The organism is Mesorhizobium sp. M0954 (assembly GCF_040319155.1).
Classification (GTDB): Bacteria; Pseudomonadota; Alphaproteobacteria; order Rhizobiales; family Rhizobiaceae; genus Mesorhizobium.
The window spans coordinates 151,366-166,535 of the sequence record NZ_JAMYNR010000004.1 but is presented as its reverse complement, the minus strand read 5'-3'; the positions used below and the strand labels follow the sequence as shown (position 1 = coordinate 166,535).

17 protein-coding genes and 1 pseudogene are annotated in these 15,170 nt (G+C 63.1%); 13 read left to right on the top strand and 5 right to left on the bottom strand.

The features are described 5' to 3' along the window. Window positions 1-54: 54 nt before the first annotated feature. The 3 genes and pseudogenes from NKH93_RS07505 to NKH93_RS07495 all read right to left on the bottom strand — a co-directional run bounded on the left by NKH93_RS07505 (window position 55) and on the right by NKH93_RS07495 (window position 3,944). Window positions 55-840 carry a ThuA domain-containing protein gene (locus NKH93_RS07505; RefSeq protein WP_352817357.1) on the bottom strand — a complete coding sequence of 262 codons (786 nt, stop codon included), beginning with the start codon at window positions 838-840 and terminating at the stop codon, window positions 55-57. A gap of 186 nt (window positions 841-1,026) precedes the next feature. Continuing rightward, window positions 1,027-1,536 (bottom strand): annotated as a pseudogene (locus NKH93_RS34315) (DUF2778 domain-containing protein); the annotation flags it as partial. 1,595 nt (window positions 1,537-3,131) lie between these two features. Further along, window positions 3,132-3,944 carry a class I SAM-dependent methyltransferase gene (locus NKH93_RS07495; RefSeq protein WP_352920334.1) on the bottom strand — a complete coding sequence of 271 codons (813 nt, stop codon included), beginning with the start codon at window positions 3,942-3,944 and terminating at the stop codon, window positions 3,132-3,134. A gap of 191 nt (window positions 3,945-4,135) precedes the next feature. Here NKH93_RS07495 and NKH93_RS07490 point away from each other — a divergent pair, with 191 nt between their 5' ends. Next, a complete protein-coding gene (locus NKH93_RS07490; RefSeq protein ID WP_352817350.1) occupies window positions 4,136-4,558 on the top strand; it encodes a hypothetical protein in 423 nt (140 codons plus the stop codon). 285 nt (window positions 4,559-4,843) lie between these two features. On the opposite strand, the gene NKH93_RS07485 is transcribed toward NKH93_RS07490, so the two are convergent. Together NKH93_RS07485 and NKH93_RS07480 are read right to left on the bottom strand one after the other, a co-directional pair. Further along, window positions 4,844-5,440, bottom strand: coding sequence for a cation efflux transmembrane domain-containing protein (locus NKH93_RS07485; RefSeq protein WP_352920336.1), 597 nt, complete (start codon window positions 5,438-5,440; stop codon window positions 4,844-4,846). 31 nt (window positions 5,441-5,471) lie between these two features. Next, window positions 5,472-7,673, bottom strand: a complete 2,202-nt coding sequence (locus tag NKH93_RS07480; RefSeq protein ID WP_352920339.1) for a heavy metal translocating P-type ATPase — start codon at window positions 7,671-7,673, stop codon at window positions 5,472-5,474. Window positions 7,674-7,736: 63 nt separating this feature from the next. On the opposite strand from NKH93_RS07480, the gene NKH93_RS07475 reads away from it, so the two are divergent. From NKH93_RS07475 to NKH93_RS07420, 12 genes are all read left to right on the top strand, one after another. Then, entirely contained in the window at window positions 7,737-8,162 is a 426-nt protein-coding gene (locus tag NKH93_RS07475) for a MerR family transcriptional regulator (protein ID WP_352473273.1), read from the top strand. A gap of 99 nt (window positions 8,163-8,261) precedes the next feature. After that, window positions 8,262-8,645 carry a hypothetical protein gene (locus tag NKH93_RS07470; protein ID WP_352542785.1) on the top strand — a complete coding sequence of 128 codons (384 nt, stop codon included), beginning with the start codon at window positions 8,262-8,264 and terminating at the stop codon, window positions 8,643-8,645. Between the two features lie 125 nt (window positions 8,646-8,770). Beyond that, window positions 8,771-10,207 carry a multicopper oxidase family protein gene (locus NKH93_RS07465; protein WP_352969770.1) on the top strand — a complete coding sequence of 479 codons (1,437 nt, stop codon included), beginning with the start codon at window positions 8,771-8,773 and terminating at the stop codon, window positions 10,205-10,207. Between the two features lie 36 nt (window positions 10,208-10,243). Then, a complete protein-coding gene (locus tag NKH93_RS07460) occupies window positions 10,244-10,684 on the top strand; it encodes a DUF411 domain-containing protein (RefSeq protein ID WP_352920346.1) in 441 nt (146 codons plus the stop codon). A gap of 38 nt (window positions 10,685-10,722) precedes the next feature. After that, window positions 10,723-11,163, top strand: a complete 441-nt coding sequence (locus tag NKH93_RS07455) for a DUF411 domain-containing protein (RefSeq protein ID WP_352473266.1) — start codon at window positions 10,723-10,725, stop codon at window positions 11,161-11,163. A gap of 11 nt (window positions 11,164-11,174) precedes the next feature. Continuing rightward, the gene (locus tag NKH93_RS07450; protein ID WP_352473265.1) at window positions 11,175-11,348 is read left to right on the top strand and encodes a hypothetical protein; all 174 of its coding nucleotides are present in this window, start codon (window positions 11,175-11,177) and stop codon (window positions 11,346-11,348) included. Further along, a complete protein-coding gene (locus NKH93_RS07445) occupies window positions 11,335-11,943 on the top strand; it encodes a DsbE family thiol:disulfide interchange protein (protein WP_352703988.1) in 609 nt (202 codons plus the stop codon). Before NKH93_RS07450 ends, NKH93_RS07445 begins: the two co-directional genes overlap by 14 nt. 2 nt (window positions 11,944-11,945) lie before the next feature. Then, the gene (locus tag NKH93_RS07440) at window positions 11,946-12,467 is read left to right on the top strand and encodes a TlpA disulfide reductase family protein (protein WP_352920366.1); all 522 of its coding nucleotides are present in this window, start codon (window positions 11,946-11,948) and stop codon (window positions 12,465-12,467) included. A gap of 13 nt (window positions 12,468-12,480) precedes the next feature. Further along, complete coding sequence (locus NKH93_RS07435) at window positions 12,481-12,792, top strand: hypothetical protein (RefSeq protein ID WP_352473262.1); 312 nt, start codon at window positions 12,481-12,483, stop codon at window positions 12,790-12,792. Next, a complete protein-coding gene (locus NKH93_RS07430; protein ID WP_352744064.1) occupies window positions 12,792-13,550 on the top strand; it encodes an SCO family protein in 759 nt (252 codons plus the stop codon). The genes NKH93_RS07435 and NKH93_RS07430 overlap by 1 nt, the downstream gene beginning before the upstream one ends. A gap of 62 nt (window positions 13,551-13,612) precedes the next feature. Next, a complete protein-coding gene (locus NKH93_RS07425) occupies window positions 13,613-14,410 on the top strand; it encodes a DsbA family protein (RefSeq protein ID WP_352920351.1) in 798 nt (265 codons plus the stop codon). A gap of 26 nt (window positions 14,411-14,436) precedes the next feature. After that, on the top strand, window positions 14,437-15,159 hold the full coding sequence (locus NKH93_RS07420) for a cytochrome c biogenesis CcdA family protein (protein WP_352703994.1): 723 nt from the start codon (window positions 14,437-14,439) through the stop codon (window positions 15,157-15,159). Window positions 15,160-15,170 lie beyond the last annotated feature (11 nt).

Below are 15,170 nucleotides of genomic sequence, written 5' to 3'. Positions count from 1 at the left end.
ATTCTTATCCTTAGGACAGGGCTTTATCTTCTTGTTCGATCATGGATTTGTCGTCTAGCGGAAGCCGGCTTCGCCGGCGGAATGAAGCTTTCCGCCGCGCTCGACGATCGGCTCGAGCGCCTTTTCCACCGGCACGTTCGGCGCATCGAGGATGGCTGGATTGGAGCCTTGGGGGTTGTGCGCCCATCTCACCGCATTGCGCAGCACCTTGTGGACGTTGGCGTCGTGATAGGTCGGATAGGTCTCGTGGCCGGGCCTGAAATAGAAGATGTTACCGGCGCCGCGGCGATAGGTCAGCCCCGACCGGAACACTTCGCCGCCCTGGAACCAGGAGATGAACACGGTCTCGAGCGGCTCCGGCACGGCGAACTGCTCGCCATACATCTCCTCGTTCTCGAGCTCGAAATACTCGCCGATCCCGGCAGCGATCGGGTGGTTGGGGCTGGTCACCCAGAGCCGTTCGCGCTCGCCCGCCTCGCGCCATTTCAGCGTGCAGGGAGTGCCCATCAGCTTCTTGAATACCTTCGAGAAATGGCCGGAATGGAGAACGATCAGCCCCATGCCTTCCCAGACGCGGCGCGCCACGCGCTCGACCACTTCGTCGGCGACGGCGCCATGGTCCTTGTGTCCCCACCACAGCAAGACGTCGGTCTCGGCCAGACGGTCGGCCGGCAGCCCATGCTCCGGCTGCTCCAGCGTTGCCCAGGACACTGATATTTCCGGGTCGAGCTTCAGTGCATTGGCGATCGTCGCATGCATGCCCTCAGGATAGATGCCCGCGACCACTTCGTTGGTCCGCTCATGAATATTCTCGCCCCAGACGACAGCGCGTATTGTCATGATGTCCTCGTGATTGTTTGAAGCCGGAGCCGCCCCACCGGCCACTCATACTGTCCCTGGACGGGATTGAAAACCTTCGAGATTGGCCAAACCTCCCCAGCTTCGTCATCCCAGGGCGGAGCAGGCGCGAAGCGGCGTCGCGAAGACCCTGGGATGACGAAGCCATGAAGGGCTGCCGCGAGCGACCTAAGCCCCTCGCCCCTCTTGGGCGACGCGTGTCAGCGGCTTCGACAGGCGCGGCACCACGACGAGGCGCTTGATCTTGCCCTTCTTGTAGGCGGCGAGGAAGCGGGCATAGTCCTTGAAGACGACGCAGCCATTCGATTCGGCGCGGCCGCCGCGCAGCATGTAGGTGTGGGCGAGCAGGCCGTCACGGCCATATTTGTTGCTGCCGCTGGCCGGCGTCAGACGGATCGCCTCGACACCGTGGAAGCGCGATTCGCGCATCGTCAGATTGTAGGTATCCGGCGGCGTCGGGCCGACATTCTTCTTGTGGACGTAGCGTGGCTGGTCGACCATCGCGCCCAGTCCCGAATGTGCCTCCAGCCGCGAGCCGTCGGGCATATAGACGGTCTTGGCCGAGATGTCGTAGACGGCGACGCCGGTACCCATGTTGGGCGTGGTGAACAGGTTCCTGAAGGCTCCGCCGAGTCCGCCGGAAGGCATGTCGGGCTTGGCATAGGCCAGCATGTCGCCGCCCTGCGTCTTCGAACGTTTGCCCGGCTTGCCCGACACACCCGGCACTGCCGCTTGTGACGAATTGCGAGGCGACAGGCTGCCGGGTTGCGTCTCGACCGGCGGACCGTCGGCCGTCTGCACCTTGCTCGCCTTGGCGGTCCTGGAGGCCTGCGCCTTGGGCGGCTCCGTTTTCGATGCCTGATCCTTTTGCGCCTGATCTTTTCGCGCCTGGTCTTTTGGCGCCTGATCTCTTGACGCTTGAGCCCGCGGCGCCTCGGCCAGCTTATCGATGTCCGCCCGCGGACGCAGCGTCGGCAGCGGAATGCTGTCGGGCATGTCGTCTTGCGGCGGCAGCGAGGCCAGTTGGACCTCAGGTTCTTGCGGCTCTTGCGAAGCCGCGGGCTCGCTTGCCGCGACGGCTGCCGGGAGCACGTCGATCATCTGCTCCGGCAATGTATTCGCCAGCGCCAGCGCAAGGCGCGACGAGCGTTCGATCTCCGCCACCGCGGGCCCGAAGCGCACTGACGCCGGGCCGTTCGGGTCGGGTATGCGTACCGGCTCGGCGAACCGGGCGTCGGCCGGCAGGCTGGCGAGCATGACGAGAGAGCCGGCTGAGGCACGGGCAAAGGCGGCGGCAAGCTTTTGCGGCGACAGCGCGGCCTTGGCGACCACGTCGTCGAAGCTCGATTGCCGCGACGCATCAGCGACAAGCGGCACGGTGTTGCGCTTGAGGCGGGCCGATTTTCCCTGGTGGACGAAGTTCGACGCCGACCGCAGGCAGTTGGCATCGCATCCGTGCTGCAGCAGCTTGGCCGACAGCGCCGCGTTTGCTGCGGCCCATGTCGGGGCCTGCGCCTTTGGAAGGCTGCGGCGAGGATCGGCGAGCGCGATGGTGCGCGGCGCGAGCAGGCTTTGCGGGAGACCGTTGGAAGCGGCGCTGAGCGAGGTTCCCACTGAATAAAGGCCGGCCAAGGTCGCTACCGACCATAAAGCAATGGCTGCGCCGACGGCCGGAACCGCGACCCAGCGCAGGCCGGGCCTCATCGAAGTCAATCCAGTTGCAGGACTGTCACCCCGGGTTTTCGCACTTACAAACGCCATTCAACCACTCTCAATCGGCCGATGCCGGCTAGCGGATTTCGCAGCCGTGACATTCACAGTTCGCCTGGTGCCCCCAGCACGCTTTGCGTCTGTTGCCGATTGATTCAAAAGATGGACAAAGTTGGTTAACCAATCCCTCTACCGACCGCCGATTGGGCGACGGTCACACCGAAAAACGCCCTCCAAAACCTGCATAGGTGGCAAAACTGCCCTCCAATGATGACTTTGCTGCCCGTTTTTGTCGGCCGAGTCAAGAAAGCGAAATGACTAGACCTTGCTGGGCGGAGTCGGCCATGGCTGCCAAAGTGAAGCCGGGCCGACCGGAATCGCGCGGCCGGCAGCCGCCGCCATCAAGCCCCGGCGATCGGTCAAACCGGCGATTATCGACCTGGCACTTGTCGACCTGCCACTCGGGCGAATGAACGTTAACCTCTGAGAATTCGGGATAGCGGCAAGATGTTTGCCGCACAGCAGCTGAATGTCGCGAAGTGCCGGAGCGGGATATCCAACACCTAGGCCACAGCCACCACTATGTGAGCCTGGATTTTGGCAGCAACCTCGCCGCTGCCATGCCTGTCAGCAATCGCGGCTGCGGCGTAGTCGGTTGCAGCGTCCAGTTTTCCCGCCTCTCTGGTCTCGATTTCATTGCGAAGGAGAGTGCCCTGGCAATAAGCAACGGCCGGAACGCGCGGCGAGGAGGCACGGCTTTGTTTGGCCCTCGTCTCGATCACCACACCGGAAAAACCTGCGTCCTCCAGCTCGCTACGGATCAGTGCCGTATCGTGGTAGCCATGCGGCGTGCGTGCCAGAAAGCGCGGCGGATCGTTCGGAAAAATCCTCGCCAGGGCATTCGTCACATCGTCCGCAAATACATTCTCTTCGATGCGATCCCATACGCTGAATAGAAAATGTCCTCCGGGCTTCAGGACTCGCCGGGCTTCGCGATAGGCAGATGAGCGGTTGGGAAAGAACATCGCACCGAACTGACAACAAACGAGATCGAAGGCCGCATTTTCGAACGGTAGCGCCAGAGCATCAGCCTGACGCCAATTGATGCGATCGTCGGGAGCTTGCCGCGAAGCGGCGTAGTCGAGCATCGGCTGGTTGAGGTCGGTTACGACATAGCTTGCACCGGGCGACAGTTTTGGCGCCAATGCGCGGGTGACAACCCCGGTGCCCGCGGCGGTTTCCAAAACGGCGCTTGGCGACAATGACGCTGCTCGTCGCGCAAGATCTGCGGCGAACGGCTCGAAAATCAACGGCACCATATAGCGGTCGTAGTTTTCCGGAATTGAGCCAGCGAATACCTTGTCCGTTTCCAACATTGCTATCCCCCGTCGCCCGTTTGATGGCTCGCCAGCATAGCATGGAATTGTTTGCTGTTCGGTCGCATTCGACCGGGAGGCGGTTCGCTTCCGTAAGCTCCGAAACGCCGTGCTGCAATTATCTGCATGTGTGCTAATGTATTGTAGTCATGCGCATTGGTGCGTGGCCAAACATTAAATGGGAGGACGCGATGAAAACCATGAATCGCAGGTCCGCGATTGCTCTCGGCGTGACGGCGGCAGCGGTAACGCCTTTGTTCACGCTGGCGGCGGCGGCAAAGGTGAAGAAATACGGCCCGAAGGAAGGCAAGGAGATTGCACCCGGCGTCAGATTGGTCGAGGTCGGCACGGGCAATTCCGATATCCCCGCCTACAAGAGCATCTCAATTGTCGATATAGTCTTTCAGCCCGGAGCAGCCGCCCCTCAAATGGTGATGGACAACGACATGGTCTGCACCATTGCTGCCGGTGAATTCACGATCAAGAAGGCGGACAAGGAATTCAAGCTCAAGGAAGGTGACGTATATACCTGCTCCAAGGGCAAGACCGACGCGGCAGCCAACACCAGCAAGGTGGTCGGCATCCACCGCATCGCCGTCTTGATACCTGCCTAGCGCATACCGACGAAACCGGCCCGCGTCCTCTTCGGAGACGCGGGCCTTTTGATGACGTGCGTGGCCTTGAGCGGTTCATCGCTTCACCGCTTCGACCCGGTCGACTTCGTCCAAGTGTGGTGAGGCTCATGCTGTTCGTGGTTTTTCCTCCCGATTTTTACTTATGAGCGGTTCTCCCTCCGACCGCTTTGAAAGGGTGATATTATATTAGAGATCGCGCAAGTTTCTGGCTGACTGCTGCATTGGCGGATTGGCAATGCGGCAGCGCGCTGAGCGTTTTGGAGTTCACGAAACGGCCCGGTGCTCTTCCCGAGCTGCCTCCCAGACCTCGCGCGCCGCATCTGCATTCAGTGCCGCGATTCCCAGGCCGACGATCAGATCCGGCCACGCCGAGCGCCACAGGAAGGCCGTCACCAATCCGGCCAGTATGATCGCAATATTGGCGACCGCATCGTTGCGGGCCGAGAGGAATGCCGCCCTGGTAAGACTGCCGCTGTGATGGCGGTAGCGCGCCAGCATGTAGGCGCATGACAGATTGACCGCCAGAGCGCCCAATCCCGCCAGCGTCAGCGCCGTTGGCTGCGGCGGCACCGGCATGTTCAACTTTTCCCACGCGGTCCACAGCGTCGCCAGGCCCGGCACCAGCAGGATAAGCGCCAGCGCCATGCCGACCCGCGAGCGGGCACGCAGCGACCATCCCATGGCGAGCAGTATGAGGAGATTGACCGAGGCATCTTCCAGAAAATCGACGCTGTCGGCGAACAGCGACACCGAGCCGATCGCCAGCGCGACAGCGAATTCAATGCCGAAATAACCCAGGTTCAGCAGTGCGACGACAAGCACCACCCGGCGAAGGCCGTCCGACGCAATGGCTTGCTGCATGGTCTGTCCTAACACGATGCCGTTGTCGCTCTTACCAGCTGCTCTTCCAACGCAACAGCCGCATGGCATTGGCCGTCACCAACACCGTCGCCCCGGTGTCCGCGAGAATGGCGGGCCAGAGGCCGGTGATGCCGGCGATCGTCGTCACCAGGAACACTGCCTTCAGGCCCAACGCAATGGTGACGTTCTGCTTGATGTTGGCCATGGTTGCTTGGGACAGCCTGATCATGGCCGCAACGTCGCCGACGCGTCCATGCAGCACCGCTGCGTCAGCCGTTTCAAGAGCCACATCGGTGCCGCCGCCCATGGCAATGCCGACATCGGCCGCGGCAAGTGCCGGCGCATCGTTGATGCCGTCGCCGACCTTGGCTACCCTAAGCCCCTGCCCCTTCAACTCGCCGAGGATGCGCTGCTTGTCCTCAGGGAGCAGTTCGGCGCGCACCTCGATGCCGAGCTGTTTGCCGATGGCAGCCGCCGTGCGCTTATTGTCGCCGGTTAGCATGACTGTCCTGATGCCTGCATTGGTCAGCGCCTTTAGACCGGCGAAAGCATCCGGCCGGGGTTCGTCGCGCATGGCAATGAAGCCGGCCAGCGCGTTGTCTACAAGCAGCACCGCCACTGACTTGCCTTCATCGTTCAATGCCACGATGCGTGCCGCCTGGTCTGCTGGCAGCAGGTTTATCTCGCCCGCCGCGACTGGCGAGCCCAGAAACAGGTTCTTGCCGCCGACACGACCGATAACCCCTTTACCGCCGATCGCTTTGGCTTCGGCGGCAGGCGGCACGGGAATGTTGCCGGCTTTGGCCCTTTGGAGGATGGCCAAAGCGAGGGGATGGCTCGAGCCGATCTCAAGCGCTGCCGCGAGCGAAAGGATGTCGCGTTCACTGGCACCCACCGCAACGACATCGGTGACCTGTGGCTTGCCGAGCGTCAGCGTGCCGGTCTTGTCGAGCGCCACGGCGTTGATGGTCGCGAGCCCTTCCAGCACCGCCCCACCTTTCATCAGCAGGCCGCGCCGGGCTCCGGCCGAAAGCGACGCCGCGATCGCCGCCGGAACTGAAATGACCAGCGCGCACGGGCAGCCGATGAGCAGCAGCGCCAGCCCCTTGTATATCCATTCGTTCCAATCGCCGCCCAAGAGCAGCGGCGGTGTGGCGGCCACAAGCGCCGCGACGGCGACAACGCCGGGCATGTACCAGCGCGAAAAGCGATCGATGAAGCGCTCGGTCGGCGCCTTGTTTTCCTGCGCCTCCTCGACCAGCTTGATCACGCGTGCAATCGTGTTGTCTGCGGCGGTCGCCGTCACCTTGACGCGCAGCACGCCGTCGCCGTTGATAGTGCCGGCAAAGACCGTGTCGCCGACGTCCTTGCGCACCGGCACGCTTTCACCGGAGACGGGTGATTCATCGATGGCGCTCCCGCCTTGGGTGATCTCGCCGTCAGCCGGAATCCGGTCGCCCGGCCGCACGAGGATGATGGCGCCCACAGCCAGGCTTTCTGCCGGCACCTCGCGGGTCTGGCCGCCTTTCTCGACGAACGCGGTTTTGGGAACGAGGACCGTGAGCGCTTGAATACTGGACCGTGCCTTGCCGGCCGCAACCCCTTCGAGCAACTCGCCGATCAGGAACAAGAAGACCACCGTCGCCGCTTCCTCGCCGGCACCGATGATGACGGCCCCGGCCGCCGCCACAGTCATCAGCATTCCGATTGTGAACGGAATGCCTGCGGCTGCGGCCATGGCCGCTCGGCGCGCGATCGGCGCCAGGCCGAGCAGCATTGCGGCGATGAAGGCCCACGGGCCGGTCGCGGGCCAGGCGTAATCAATCGCGAAAGCCACGGCCAAGGCGACTCCGCTGGCGATGGCCAGGCGGCCCTTGGCGCTGTCCCACCATAGCACCGACGCCGGCGCATCATCGTTATCATGTAACCCCGCTACGGTCTCGTCGTGATTGCGTCTTCCGTCGGCATGGTTGTCGGCGGATTGATCAGACACCGGCGTCCCAGACTTGGAGGTCAGCGGAGCGACGGCGTAGCCGAGGCCGGTGACCTTCCTCTCGATCGCGCCGAGATTGCTTTCGGGAGTATGAGTGACCGTCAGAGTGCCCGCCGAAACGGATACGTTGATGTCCTGAACACCAGGCATCCGCCGCACGGCCGTATCGATTTTGCTGGCGCAACCGGCGCAATCGATGCCCTCCACGCGGTAGCGGGTCTGTTGTTTGGTCGCAGCCATGGTGAACCTCTTGTATCTTCGACCGCGACGCTACATCCTCTAGCGACTAGAGGAGCAAGCGAAATGTCAACAGGTATGACCATCGGTGAAGCGGCCCGACACAGCGGCGTGAAGGTTCCAACCATTCGCTACTATGAGCAGATCGAGTTGCTTCCTGCCGCTGCCCGCAGCGAAGCCAATCGCCGGCAGTATGAAGCGGCAGACTTGCGCCGGCTCGCCTTCATCAGGCACGCGCGCGAGTTGGGGTTCGGGATCGAAGCCATCAGGGCGCTGCTGACGCTGCAGGATAATCCCAGCCAGCCTTGTGCGACTGCCGACGCCATTGCCCAGGCGCGTCTGGCCGACGTGGTTCAGCGGATACGCAGCCTTACAGCGTTGAAAGCCGAGCTGGAGCATATGGTCGAAGGCTGCCGGCACGGAAAAGTCTGCGAATGCCGTGTCATCGAGGTGCTGGCGGATCACGATAAATGCGAGCATGCCCGGCACTGATTGGCTCCCCTTGGTCGCTATGTCACAGCATTGGCACTTGCAAAAACCGTACTTTGCGGTCAGCCTGAGCAGATGTTGGCTCGGCTGTCGCCAAAACATATGCTTGTCACGCTGCTCGCGGTCTTCCTGACCGTGGGGCTCAGCCTGTCCGGTGCACAGGCCAGCATCATGTCGGCAACGATGACGGCCGGCATGGCTGCCGGCGATGGCATGAGCATGCCCGCGGGGCCCGGCATGGACAAGATGGCCGATGCCGCCATGAAGGGTGACTGCAAGGGATGCCTCAAGGGTGCCGGCGATGACGGCAAGGGGATATACTGCCCGCCGACCTGCATTGCCCCGGCGCTTGCGTTGCTGCCGCAGAAGCTCGAGATGACGGCAACCCCGCTGCCGTCGCAAATATCGCCGCTGCCGGTGCCGTTCCTGCACGGACGAAGTTCCCTGCCCGACCCATACCCTCCCAGACCCAGCGCTCTCGTCTGACGCCGTTTCAGCCGTCCCACGGCTGATGTCCGGCGTCCGGTCGCCCGCTCGCGTTGATGCGCGACGGGCGCGGACAAGCAATCAGTCGACGCTCGCCGTCGATCGAGATCGCAAGGAACGTAAGGGTGAATAGCAATTCCAGTCTTTTCCTGTCGCGCCGCGGGTTCCTGCTTGCGGCGGCGGGCGTCGCCGTCTCGACGTCGATGCGCCCGGCGCGGGCAGCCGCAGTTGATGAGCGCCGTATCAAGGTCGCGCCGGCCCATGCCCGGTTAATCGACGCAGGTGGCCCGCAAACCACGGTATGGGCCTATGACGGCACAATTCCCGGCCCGACGCTGCGCCTGCGGCAAGGCCAGCCGGTCCGCATCACTGTCGAGAACGGTCTCGACGAGGATACGACCGTCCACTGGCACGGCATTCGCTTGGCAAACGCAATGGACGGCGTGCCGGGCCTGACCCAAAAGCCGATCGGGCCGGGGCAAAGTTTCATCTATGAATTCACCCCGCCCGATGCCGGCACCTTCTGGTATCACCCGCACGCCGACAGCCTGGTCCAGCTCGGCCGTGGCCTTGCCGGCGCGCTGGTCGTCGAGGAGGTCGAGCCGGTCGCCGTCGACCGTGACATTCTGTGGCTGCTGCAGGACTGGCGGCTTGCGGCCGATGGGCAGATCGCCGGCGGCTTCGGCAGTGCCATGGATGCGTCGATGTCGGGCCGCGTCGGCAATGTCGTCACCGTCAACGGCACGGGGCCAGGCGATCGGAGCGTGAAGGCCGGCGAGCGCGTCAGGCTGCGGCTCGCCAATGCCTCGCTTGCCCGCATGATGGCGCTGCGCTTCGAAGGCCACCGTCCGGTCGTCGTCGCCATCGACGGCCAGCCCTGCGATCCGCATGAACCGGAGGGCGGTCGCCTGGTGCTGGCGCCCGCCATGCGCATCGATATCGTGCTCGACATGCAGGGCCACCCCGGCAGCCGCCACGCGGTGATCGACGATTTCTACGACGGCCTCGCCTATACGCTGACCACGCTGGCCTATGACGCAGCGCCGCCGCTGAGAACCCATCCGCTCGACACGCCTGTCGGCCTGCCGCGCAATCCCTTGCCCCAGCCCGACCTCGCTGGCGCCGAGCGCCAGGAGATCGTGCTGCAGGGCGGCATGATGGGCGGCGGCAAGCTCAAGGGCGTCGGCGGCATGATGGGCATGGGGATGATGGGCATGAACGGCGGTGCGGCCTGGGCGATCAACGGCATGTCGATGACCGGCGACGGCCATGCCGGCATGGCGCCGCAGTTCACGCTGAAACGCGGTGTGACCTGCCATCTCACCATGCGCAACGAAACCGCCTGGTGGCACCCGATGCATGTCCACGGCTTCAGCCTGTCGGTCATCTCGCGCAACGGTTCGCCGGTGCCGCACCGCCAATGGCAGGACACGGTGCTGCTCGCCCCCAAGGATGTGATCGAATGCGCCTTCGTCGCCGACAATCCGGGCGACTGGATGCTGCACTGCCATGTCGCCGACCACCAGATGGCGGGTCTGATGACCGTCTTCCGCGTGACCTGATTTTTTCGCCACCCAATCACCCAAGGAGAACTGCAAATGAAACTGCCCTACTCAATCGCCGCTCTCGCGGTCGCAATCGCAATGCCGATGCCTGCATTCGCCGCAACGATCCAGGCGGTGATGTACAAGAACCCGAGCTGCAGCTGCTGCGAGACCTACGCCGCCTATCTCGAACAGAACGGCTTCAAGGTCGAGCTCAAGCCGACCAACGACCTCAGCCAGATAAGCGCTGGGCTCGGCGTTCCCGCGCAATTGCAAGGCTGCCATTCGGTGGTGATCGGCGACTACGTGGTCGACGGCTTCGTGCCGGTCGACTTGGTCAAGAAGATGCTGACGGAACAGCCCCAAATCACCGGCATCGCCATGGCCGGCATGCCGATGGGCTCGCCGGGAATGGGCGGCGAGAAGACCGAGACCTGGAAGGTCTACGCCTTCACCAAGGACGGCAAGGCGCCGACCGTCTACGCGACGCAGTGACGGCCGGCGATGAATTTCTGGAACTCGAGGAGACTGCCATGAAACTGACCTACTCGCTTGCGGCCTTCGCCGTCGCGATCGCCATGCCCCTTCCGGCCGTCGCCGCGACGATCGAAGCGGTGATGTACAAGAACCCGCAATGCAGCTGCTGTGAATCCTATGCTAACTATTTGGAGCACAATGGCTTCAAGGTCGAGATCAAGCCGGTCAACAACCTCTCGCAGATTAGCGGCGATGCCGGCGTGCCGGCCGACCTGCAAGGCTGCCATACGCTGATGGTCGACGGCTATGTCGTCGACGGCCTAGTGCCGGTCGAGATCGTCAAGAAGCTTTTGACCGAAAGGCCAGCAATCACAGGCATCACGCTGGCCGGCATGCCGACGGGCGCGCCCGGCATGGGCGGCGAGAAAGACGGGACCTGGACGATCTATGCTTTCACCAAGGACGGCAAGGCGCCGACCGTCTACGCGACGGAGTGAAAGGCACCGCGATGTTGACCGACATTTCCGATTGTCCGGCCAGAACCTGGCTTGCGATGACCTTCCTGTCCGTTGCCGGTTTCCTCGTGCTGCTGGTTCTGGTGCTCGCCGTCGCGGCACTCGCAAGATACGTGCTGACGGGTCGTCGGACCACAATCGGCCGGGTGCATCATGACCAGCGGTGACGTTCAATCCGATGCGGGACCGGCAGCCATTCGGCGCGCCTTGCTTCGACGATTACTGGTCGTCCTGCCCGTGATGATTTTCGTCGGGCTGGCCGTGTTGCTCGCCTGGGGGCTCACGCGCAATGCATCCGACATTCCATCGGTGCTGATCGGCAAGCCGGTGCCCCAATTCAGCCTGCCGCCGGTCCAGGGTCGCACGTTTGGTTTGTCGAGCGGTGACCTGCGGGGCGACGTTTCGCTGGTCAACGTCTTCGCATCCTGGTGCTTGGCCTGCCGCGAGGAACATCCTGTGTTCATACAACTGGCGGCGAGCAAGACGGTGCCGCTGCATGGGCTCAACTACAAGGACAGGCCCGATGATGCCGCACAATGGCTCGACACGATGGGCGATCCTTATACGCGTACCGGCGCGGATCTGAACGGCCGCGTCTCCATCGATTGGGGCGTCTACGGCATACCGGAAACTTTTGTCGTGAGCGCCGACGGCCGCATTGTCTACAAGCACATTGGCGCGGTGACGGAAGAGGCTCTTGAGAAAACGATCATGCCGCTCGTCGAGCGCCTGAGGGCCGAGGCGAAGGAGCGGCAACCGTGAAGATGCTCACTCTCGCGCTCTTCGGCGCCTTGCTCACGATGGCGCAGCCCGCATCGGCCGTCGAGCCGCCGCAGGACTTCGCCATTCATGAGGCTCCCGTCCCCGTGCCGGAAATCAGCTTTGAGGACGCCGACGGTCAACCGAAAACGCTTGCGGATTTCCACGGCAAGGTCCTGCTGCTCAACATCTGGGCGACATGGTGCGCTCCCTGCCGCAAGGAAATGCCGACGCTCGACCGGTTGCAAGCCAAGCTCGGCGGACCGGACTTCGAGGTCATCGCGCTGTCGATGGATCGCGGCGGTCCGGACATCGTGAAAAAGTTCTTCGCCGAGATCGGCGTCGAGCATCTCGCCCTCAACATCGACACAACGGGCAAGGCGATGTTCACGCTCGGCGCCCTCGGCCTTCCCATGACATTGCTGATCGACCGCGAGGGCAAGGAAATCGGCCGGCTGATCGGCCCAGCCGAATGGGATTCACCCGAAATGATGGCGTTCATCCGCAGCCATTTCGGGGCCAACTGAGAAAGGAAAAGACATGACCACAACAGAATCGCCCGAAACCTCGCAGGCTTCGCTTGGCCGCAGCATTCTTCACGCCATCCGCCACTATCTCGGTGACCGGCGCGGACTAATCGCTGCCGGCACGGTCATTGCCGTCGCCGGCCTCGCCTTCAACTGGACATGGCTGGTCGCCGCGGGCATTGCGCCACTGCTGCTCAGCGTCCTGCCTTGCGTGGCCATGTGCGCGCTCGGCCTGTGCATGAACCGGATGACAGGCCGCACCTGCCAAACGGAAAACGCTGCCCCAAAAGCGGATGGGGAAGGCACCACGAAAGGCAGCGGTTGATGCCTATCCAGACCCAAAACGAGCGGCAAGCGCTCTCGCCGACTTTGGGCACGCGCTTGCTGTGCGGCCTGATCGCACTGGCGGCGCTGATCCTCGGCCTTTTTCACGGCGCGCAGGCGCATTCGCTCGATGAAGTCGACGCCATGCTCAAGGGCGACGAGAAGTATTTCCAGCCGATTGATAAGCCGATACCCGATTTCACCCTGCGCACCGCTGAGGGGCGTATCGTGCGGCCGACCGAGTTGCATGGCAAGGTCGTCGTCCTCCACTTCGTCTACACGTCGTGCACGGACGTATGCCCGCTCCACGCCGAGAAGATCGCCGAGATCCAGGCGATGGTGAACGCCACGCCGATGAAGGACCAGGTCACCTTCGTGACTATCACCACTGACCCGACGCGGGACACGCCGGACGTGCTGCGCAGCTACGGGCCGGCGCACGGGCTCGATCCGGTCAATTGGTTGTTCCTGACCACGACACCCGATCAGCCGGAGGACGCGACCCGCAAGCTGGCGGAAGCCTTCGGCCACAGATTCAGCAAGACAGATGACGGCATTCAGGCGCACGGCATCGTCACTCATGTCATCGACAAGGAAGGCCGGTGGCGCGCCAATTTTCACGGCCTGGATTTCGCGCCGGTCAATCTTGTCACCTTCGTCAACGCGCTCACCAACGGCGTCGAGCGTCCGCACCATGAACAGGAAACGGGTGGGGAGCCGGACGAAGGCTGGCTGGCAAAATTGAAGAACTTCTTTTGACGCGCAATTTCGCCGGCGGCATGCCGACCGGGCGCCTCGACGGAGAACAAGGAGAGATGCATATGACGATCAGCGTAAAACAGGCAAACCGATATGGGAGCTGGCTTGTCCGCGCCCTGCTGCTTGCCGCCGTGACCGGATGGTTCCTGCTAAATCCGGGCCTTCAGGGCGCCGGGCGATCGGCGATGGCGGCTGGCGGAATGTCCCAGGACCAAATCGACCAGCGCATCCACGACTATATCCTCGCCCATCCCGAAGTCCTGGTGCAGGCGCTGCAAAGCCTGGATCAGCGCCAGCGCGAGGCCGAGGCGGCCCAGGTAAAGGCGGTTCTGGTGTCGCGCGCGGACGACATTTTCCGCGACAAGCAAAGCCCCGTCGGCGGCAATGCGCAAGGCAACGTCACCATGGCCGAATTCTTCGACTATAATTGCCCTTATTGCCGCCAAGTGGCGCCGATCATGGCGCAAGCCGCGGCCAACGACCCGCAGTTGCGCATCGTCTACAAGGAATTCCCCATCCTCGGCCCTGATTCCGTATTTGCGGCCAAGGCAGCGCTCGCGGCTCAGATGCAGGGCAAATATGCGGAGTTCCACAAGGCCCTGTATGACGCCAAGAGCCGGGTGAACGAGACGATCGTTCTCAGGATCGCGGCCGAGGTCGGCCTCGACGTCCCTCGCTTGAAGACCGATATGCAGCATCCGGGCATCCAAGCGGCAATTGACCAAAATGCGAAACTGGCTCAGGCGCTGAAAATCGCCGGAACGCCGACTTTCGTCGTCGGCGACCAGATTTTTCAAGGCGCGACCGATCTTGCTTCGATGAAGAAATTGATCGGGCAGGCAAGGGCCCTGAAGAAGTGACGCCGGCAAGCGGGAACAATTGACCGATGCCCGAACTCTCCAACATCGGCGTGCTGACCGCCTTCGTGGCCGGCATCGTCTCGTTTCTCTCTCCTTGCGTGCTGCCGCTGGTGCCGGGCTATGTGTCGTATGTCGCCGGCAGGACGCCGATGGGCGGGTCGGCGCGCCTGTCGGCGGCCGCTTTGAGCCTCTGTTTCGTGCTCGGGTTCTCGACCGTCTTCATCGTGCTAGGCGCCAGCGCCACGGCGCTCGGCCGATTGCTGCTCCGCCACCGCATCGAGCTCAACCTTGCCGGCGGTGCGATCGTCATCCTGTTCGGCCTGTTCCTCACCGGTCTGCTTCGCCCATCCTGGATGATGCGCGAAGCGAGATTTCATGCCGATATGCCCGGTGGCAAGGCGACGTCGGCCTATGTTCTCGGCCTCGCCTTCGCCTTCGGCTGGACCCCGTGCATAGGCCCGATCCTCGGCGCCATCCTGACCGTCGGCGCCGCGTCGGCCACCGTCGCCGAAGGCGTGACGCTGCTCGCCGTCTATTCGCTCGGCCTCGGCCTTCCCTTCTTGCTTGCCGCTCTGTTCACCGACAGTCTGGCGCGGCGGCTGAAGGCGATGCGCCGGACCGGCTCGATGTTGCAGTTCGCCGCCGGGGGTATCATGGTCGTCATGGGGCTCGCCATGGTCACCGGACGGATGTCGACATTCTCGTTCTGGCTGCTCGAACAGTTTCCAATATTCACGCGCATCGGCTGAAGACCGGGAAA

Excerpts from the sequence above, each read along its gene's own strand:
- NKH93_RS07505 (WP_352817357.1), bottom strand. The coding sequence starts at position 840 with ATGACAATACGCGCTGTCGTCTGGGGCGAGAATATTCATGAGCGGACC.
- NKH93_RS07495 (WP_352920334.1), bottom strand. The coding sequence starts at position 3,944 with ATGTTGGAAACGGACAAGGTATTCGCTGGCTCAATTCCGGAAAACTAC.
- NKH93_RS07490 (WP_352817350.1), top strand. The coding sequence starts at position 4,136 with ATGAAAACCATGAATCGCAGGTCCGCGATTGCTCTCGGCGTGACGGCG.
- NKH93_RS07485 (WP_352920336.1), bottom strand. The coding sequence starts at position 5,440 with ATGCAGCAAGCCATTGCGTCGGACGGCCTTCGCCGGGTGGTGCTTGTC.
- NKH93_RS07480 (WP_352920339.1), bottom strand. The coding sequence starts at position 7,673 with ATGGCTGCGACCAAACAACAGACCCGCTACCGCGTGGAGGGCATCGAT.
- NKH93_RS07475 (WP_352473273.1), top strand. The coding sequence starts at position 7,737 with ATGTCAACAGGTATGACCATCGGTGAAGCGGCCCGACACAGCGGCGTG.
- NKH93_RS07470 (WP_352542785.1), top strand. The coding sequence starts at position 8,262 with ATGCTTGTCACGCTGCTCGCGGTCTTCCTGACCGTGGGGCTCAGCCTG.
- NKH93_RS07460 (WP_352920346.1), top strand. The coding sequence starts at position 10,244 with ATGAAACTGCCCTACTCAATCGCCGCTCTCGCGGTCGCAATCGCAATG.
- NKH93_RS07455 (WP_352473266.1), top strand. The coding sequence starts at position 10,723 with ATGAAACTGACCTACTCGCTTGCGGCCTTCGCCGTCGCGATCGCCATG.
- NKH93_RS07450 (WP_352473265.1), top strand. The coding sequence starts at position 11,175 with ATGTTGACCGACATTTCCGATTGTCCGGCCAGAACCTGGCTTGCGATG.
- NKH93_RS07445 (WP_352703988.1), top strand. The coding sequence starts at position 11,335 with ATGACCAGCGGTGACGTTCAATCCGATGCGGGACCGGCAGCCATTCGG.
- NKH93_RS07440 (WP_352920366.1), top strand. The coding sequence starts at position 11,946 with ATGCTCACTCTCGCGCTCTTCGGCGCCTTGCTCACGATGGCGCAGCCC.
- NKH93_RS07435 (WP_352473262.1), top strand. The coding sequence starts at position 12,481 with ATGACCACAACAGAATCGCCCGAAACCTCGCAGGCTTCGCTTGGCCGC.
- NKH93_RS07430 (WP_352744064.1), top strand. The coding sequence starts at position 12,792 with ATGCCTATCCAGACCCAAAACGAGCGGCAAGCGCTCTCGCCGACTTTG.
- NKH93_RS07425 (WP_352920351.1), top strand. The coding sequence starts at position 13,613 with ATGACGATCAGCGTAAAACAGGCAAACCGATATGGGAGCTGGCTTGTC.
- NKH93_RS07420 (WP_352703994.1), top strand. The coding sequence starts at position 14,437 with ATGCCCGAACTCTCCAACATCGGCGTGCTGACCGCCTTCGTGGCCGGC.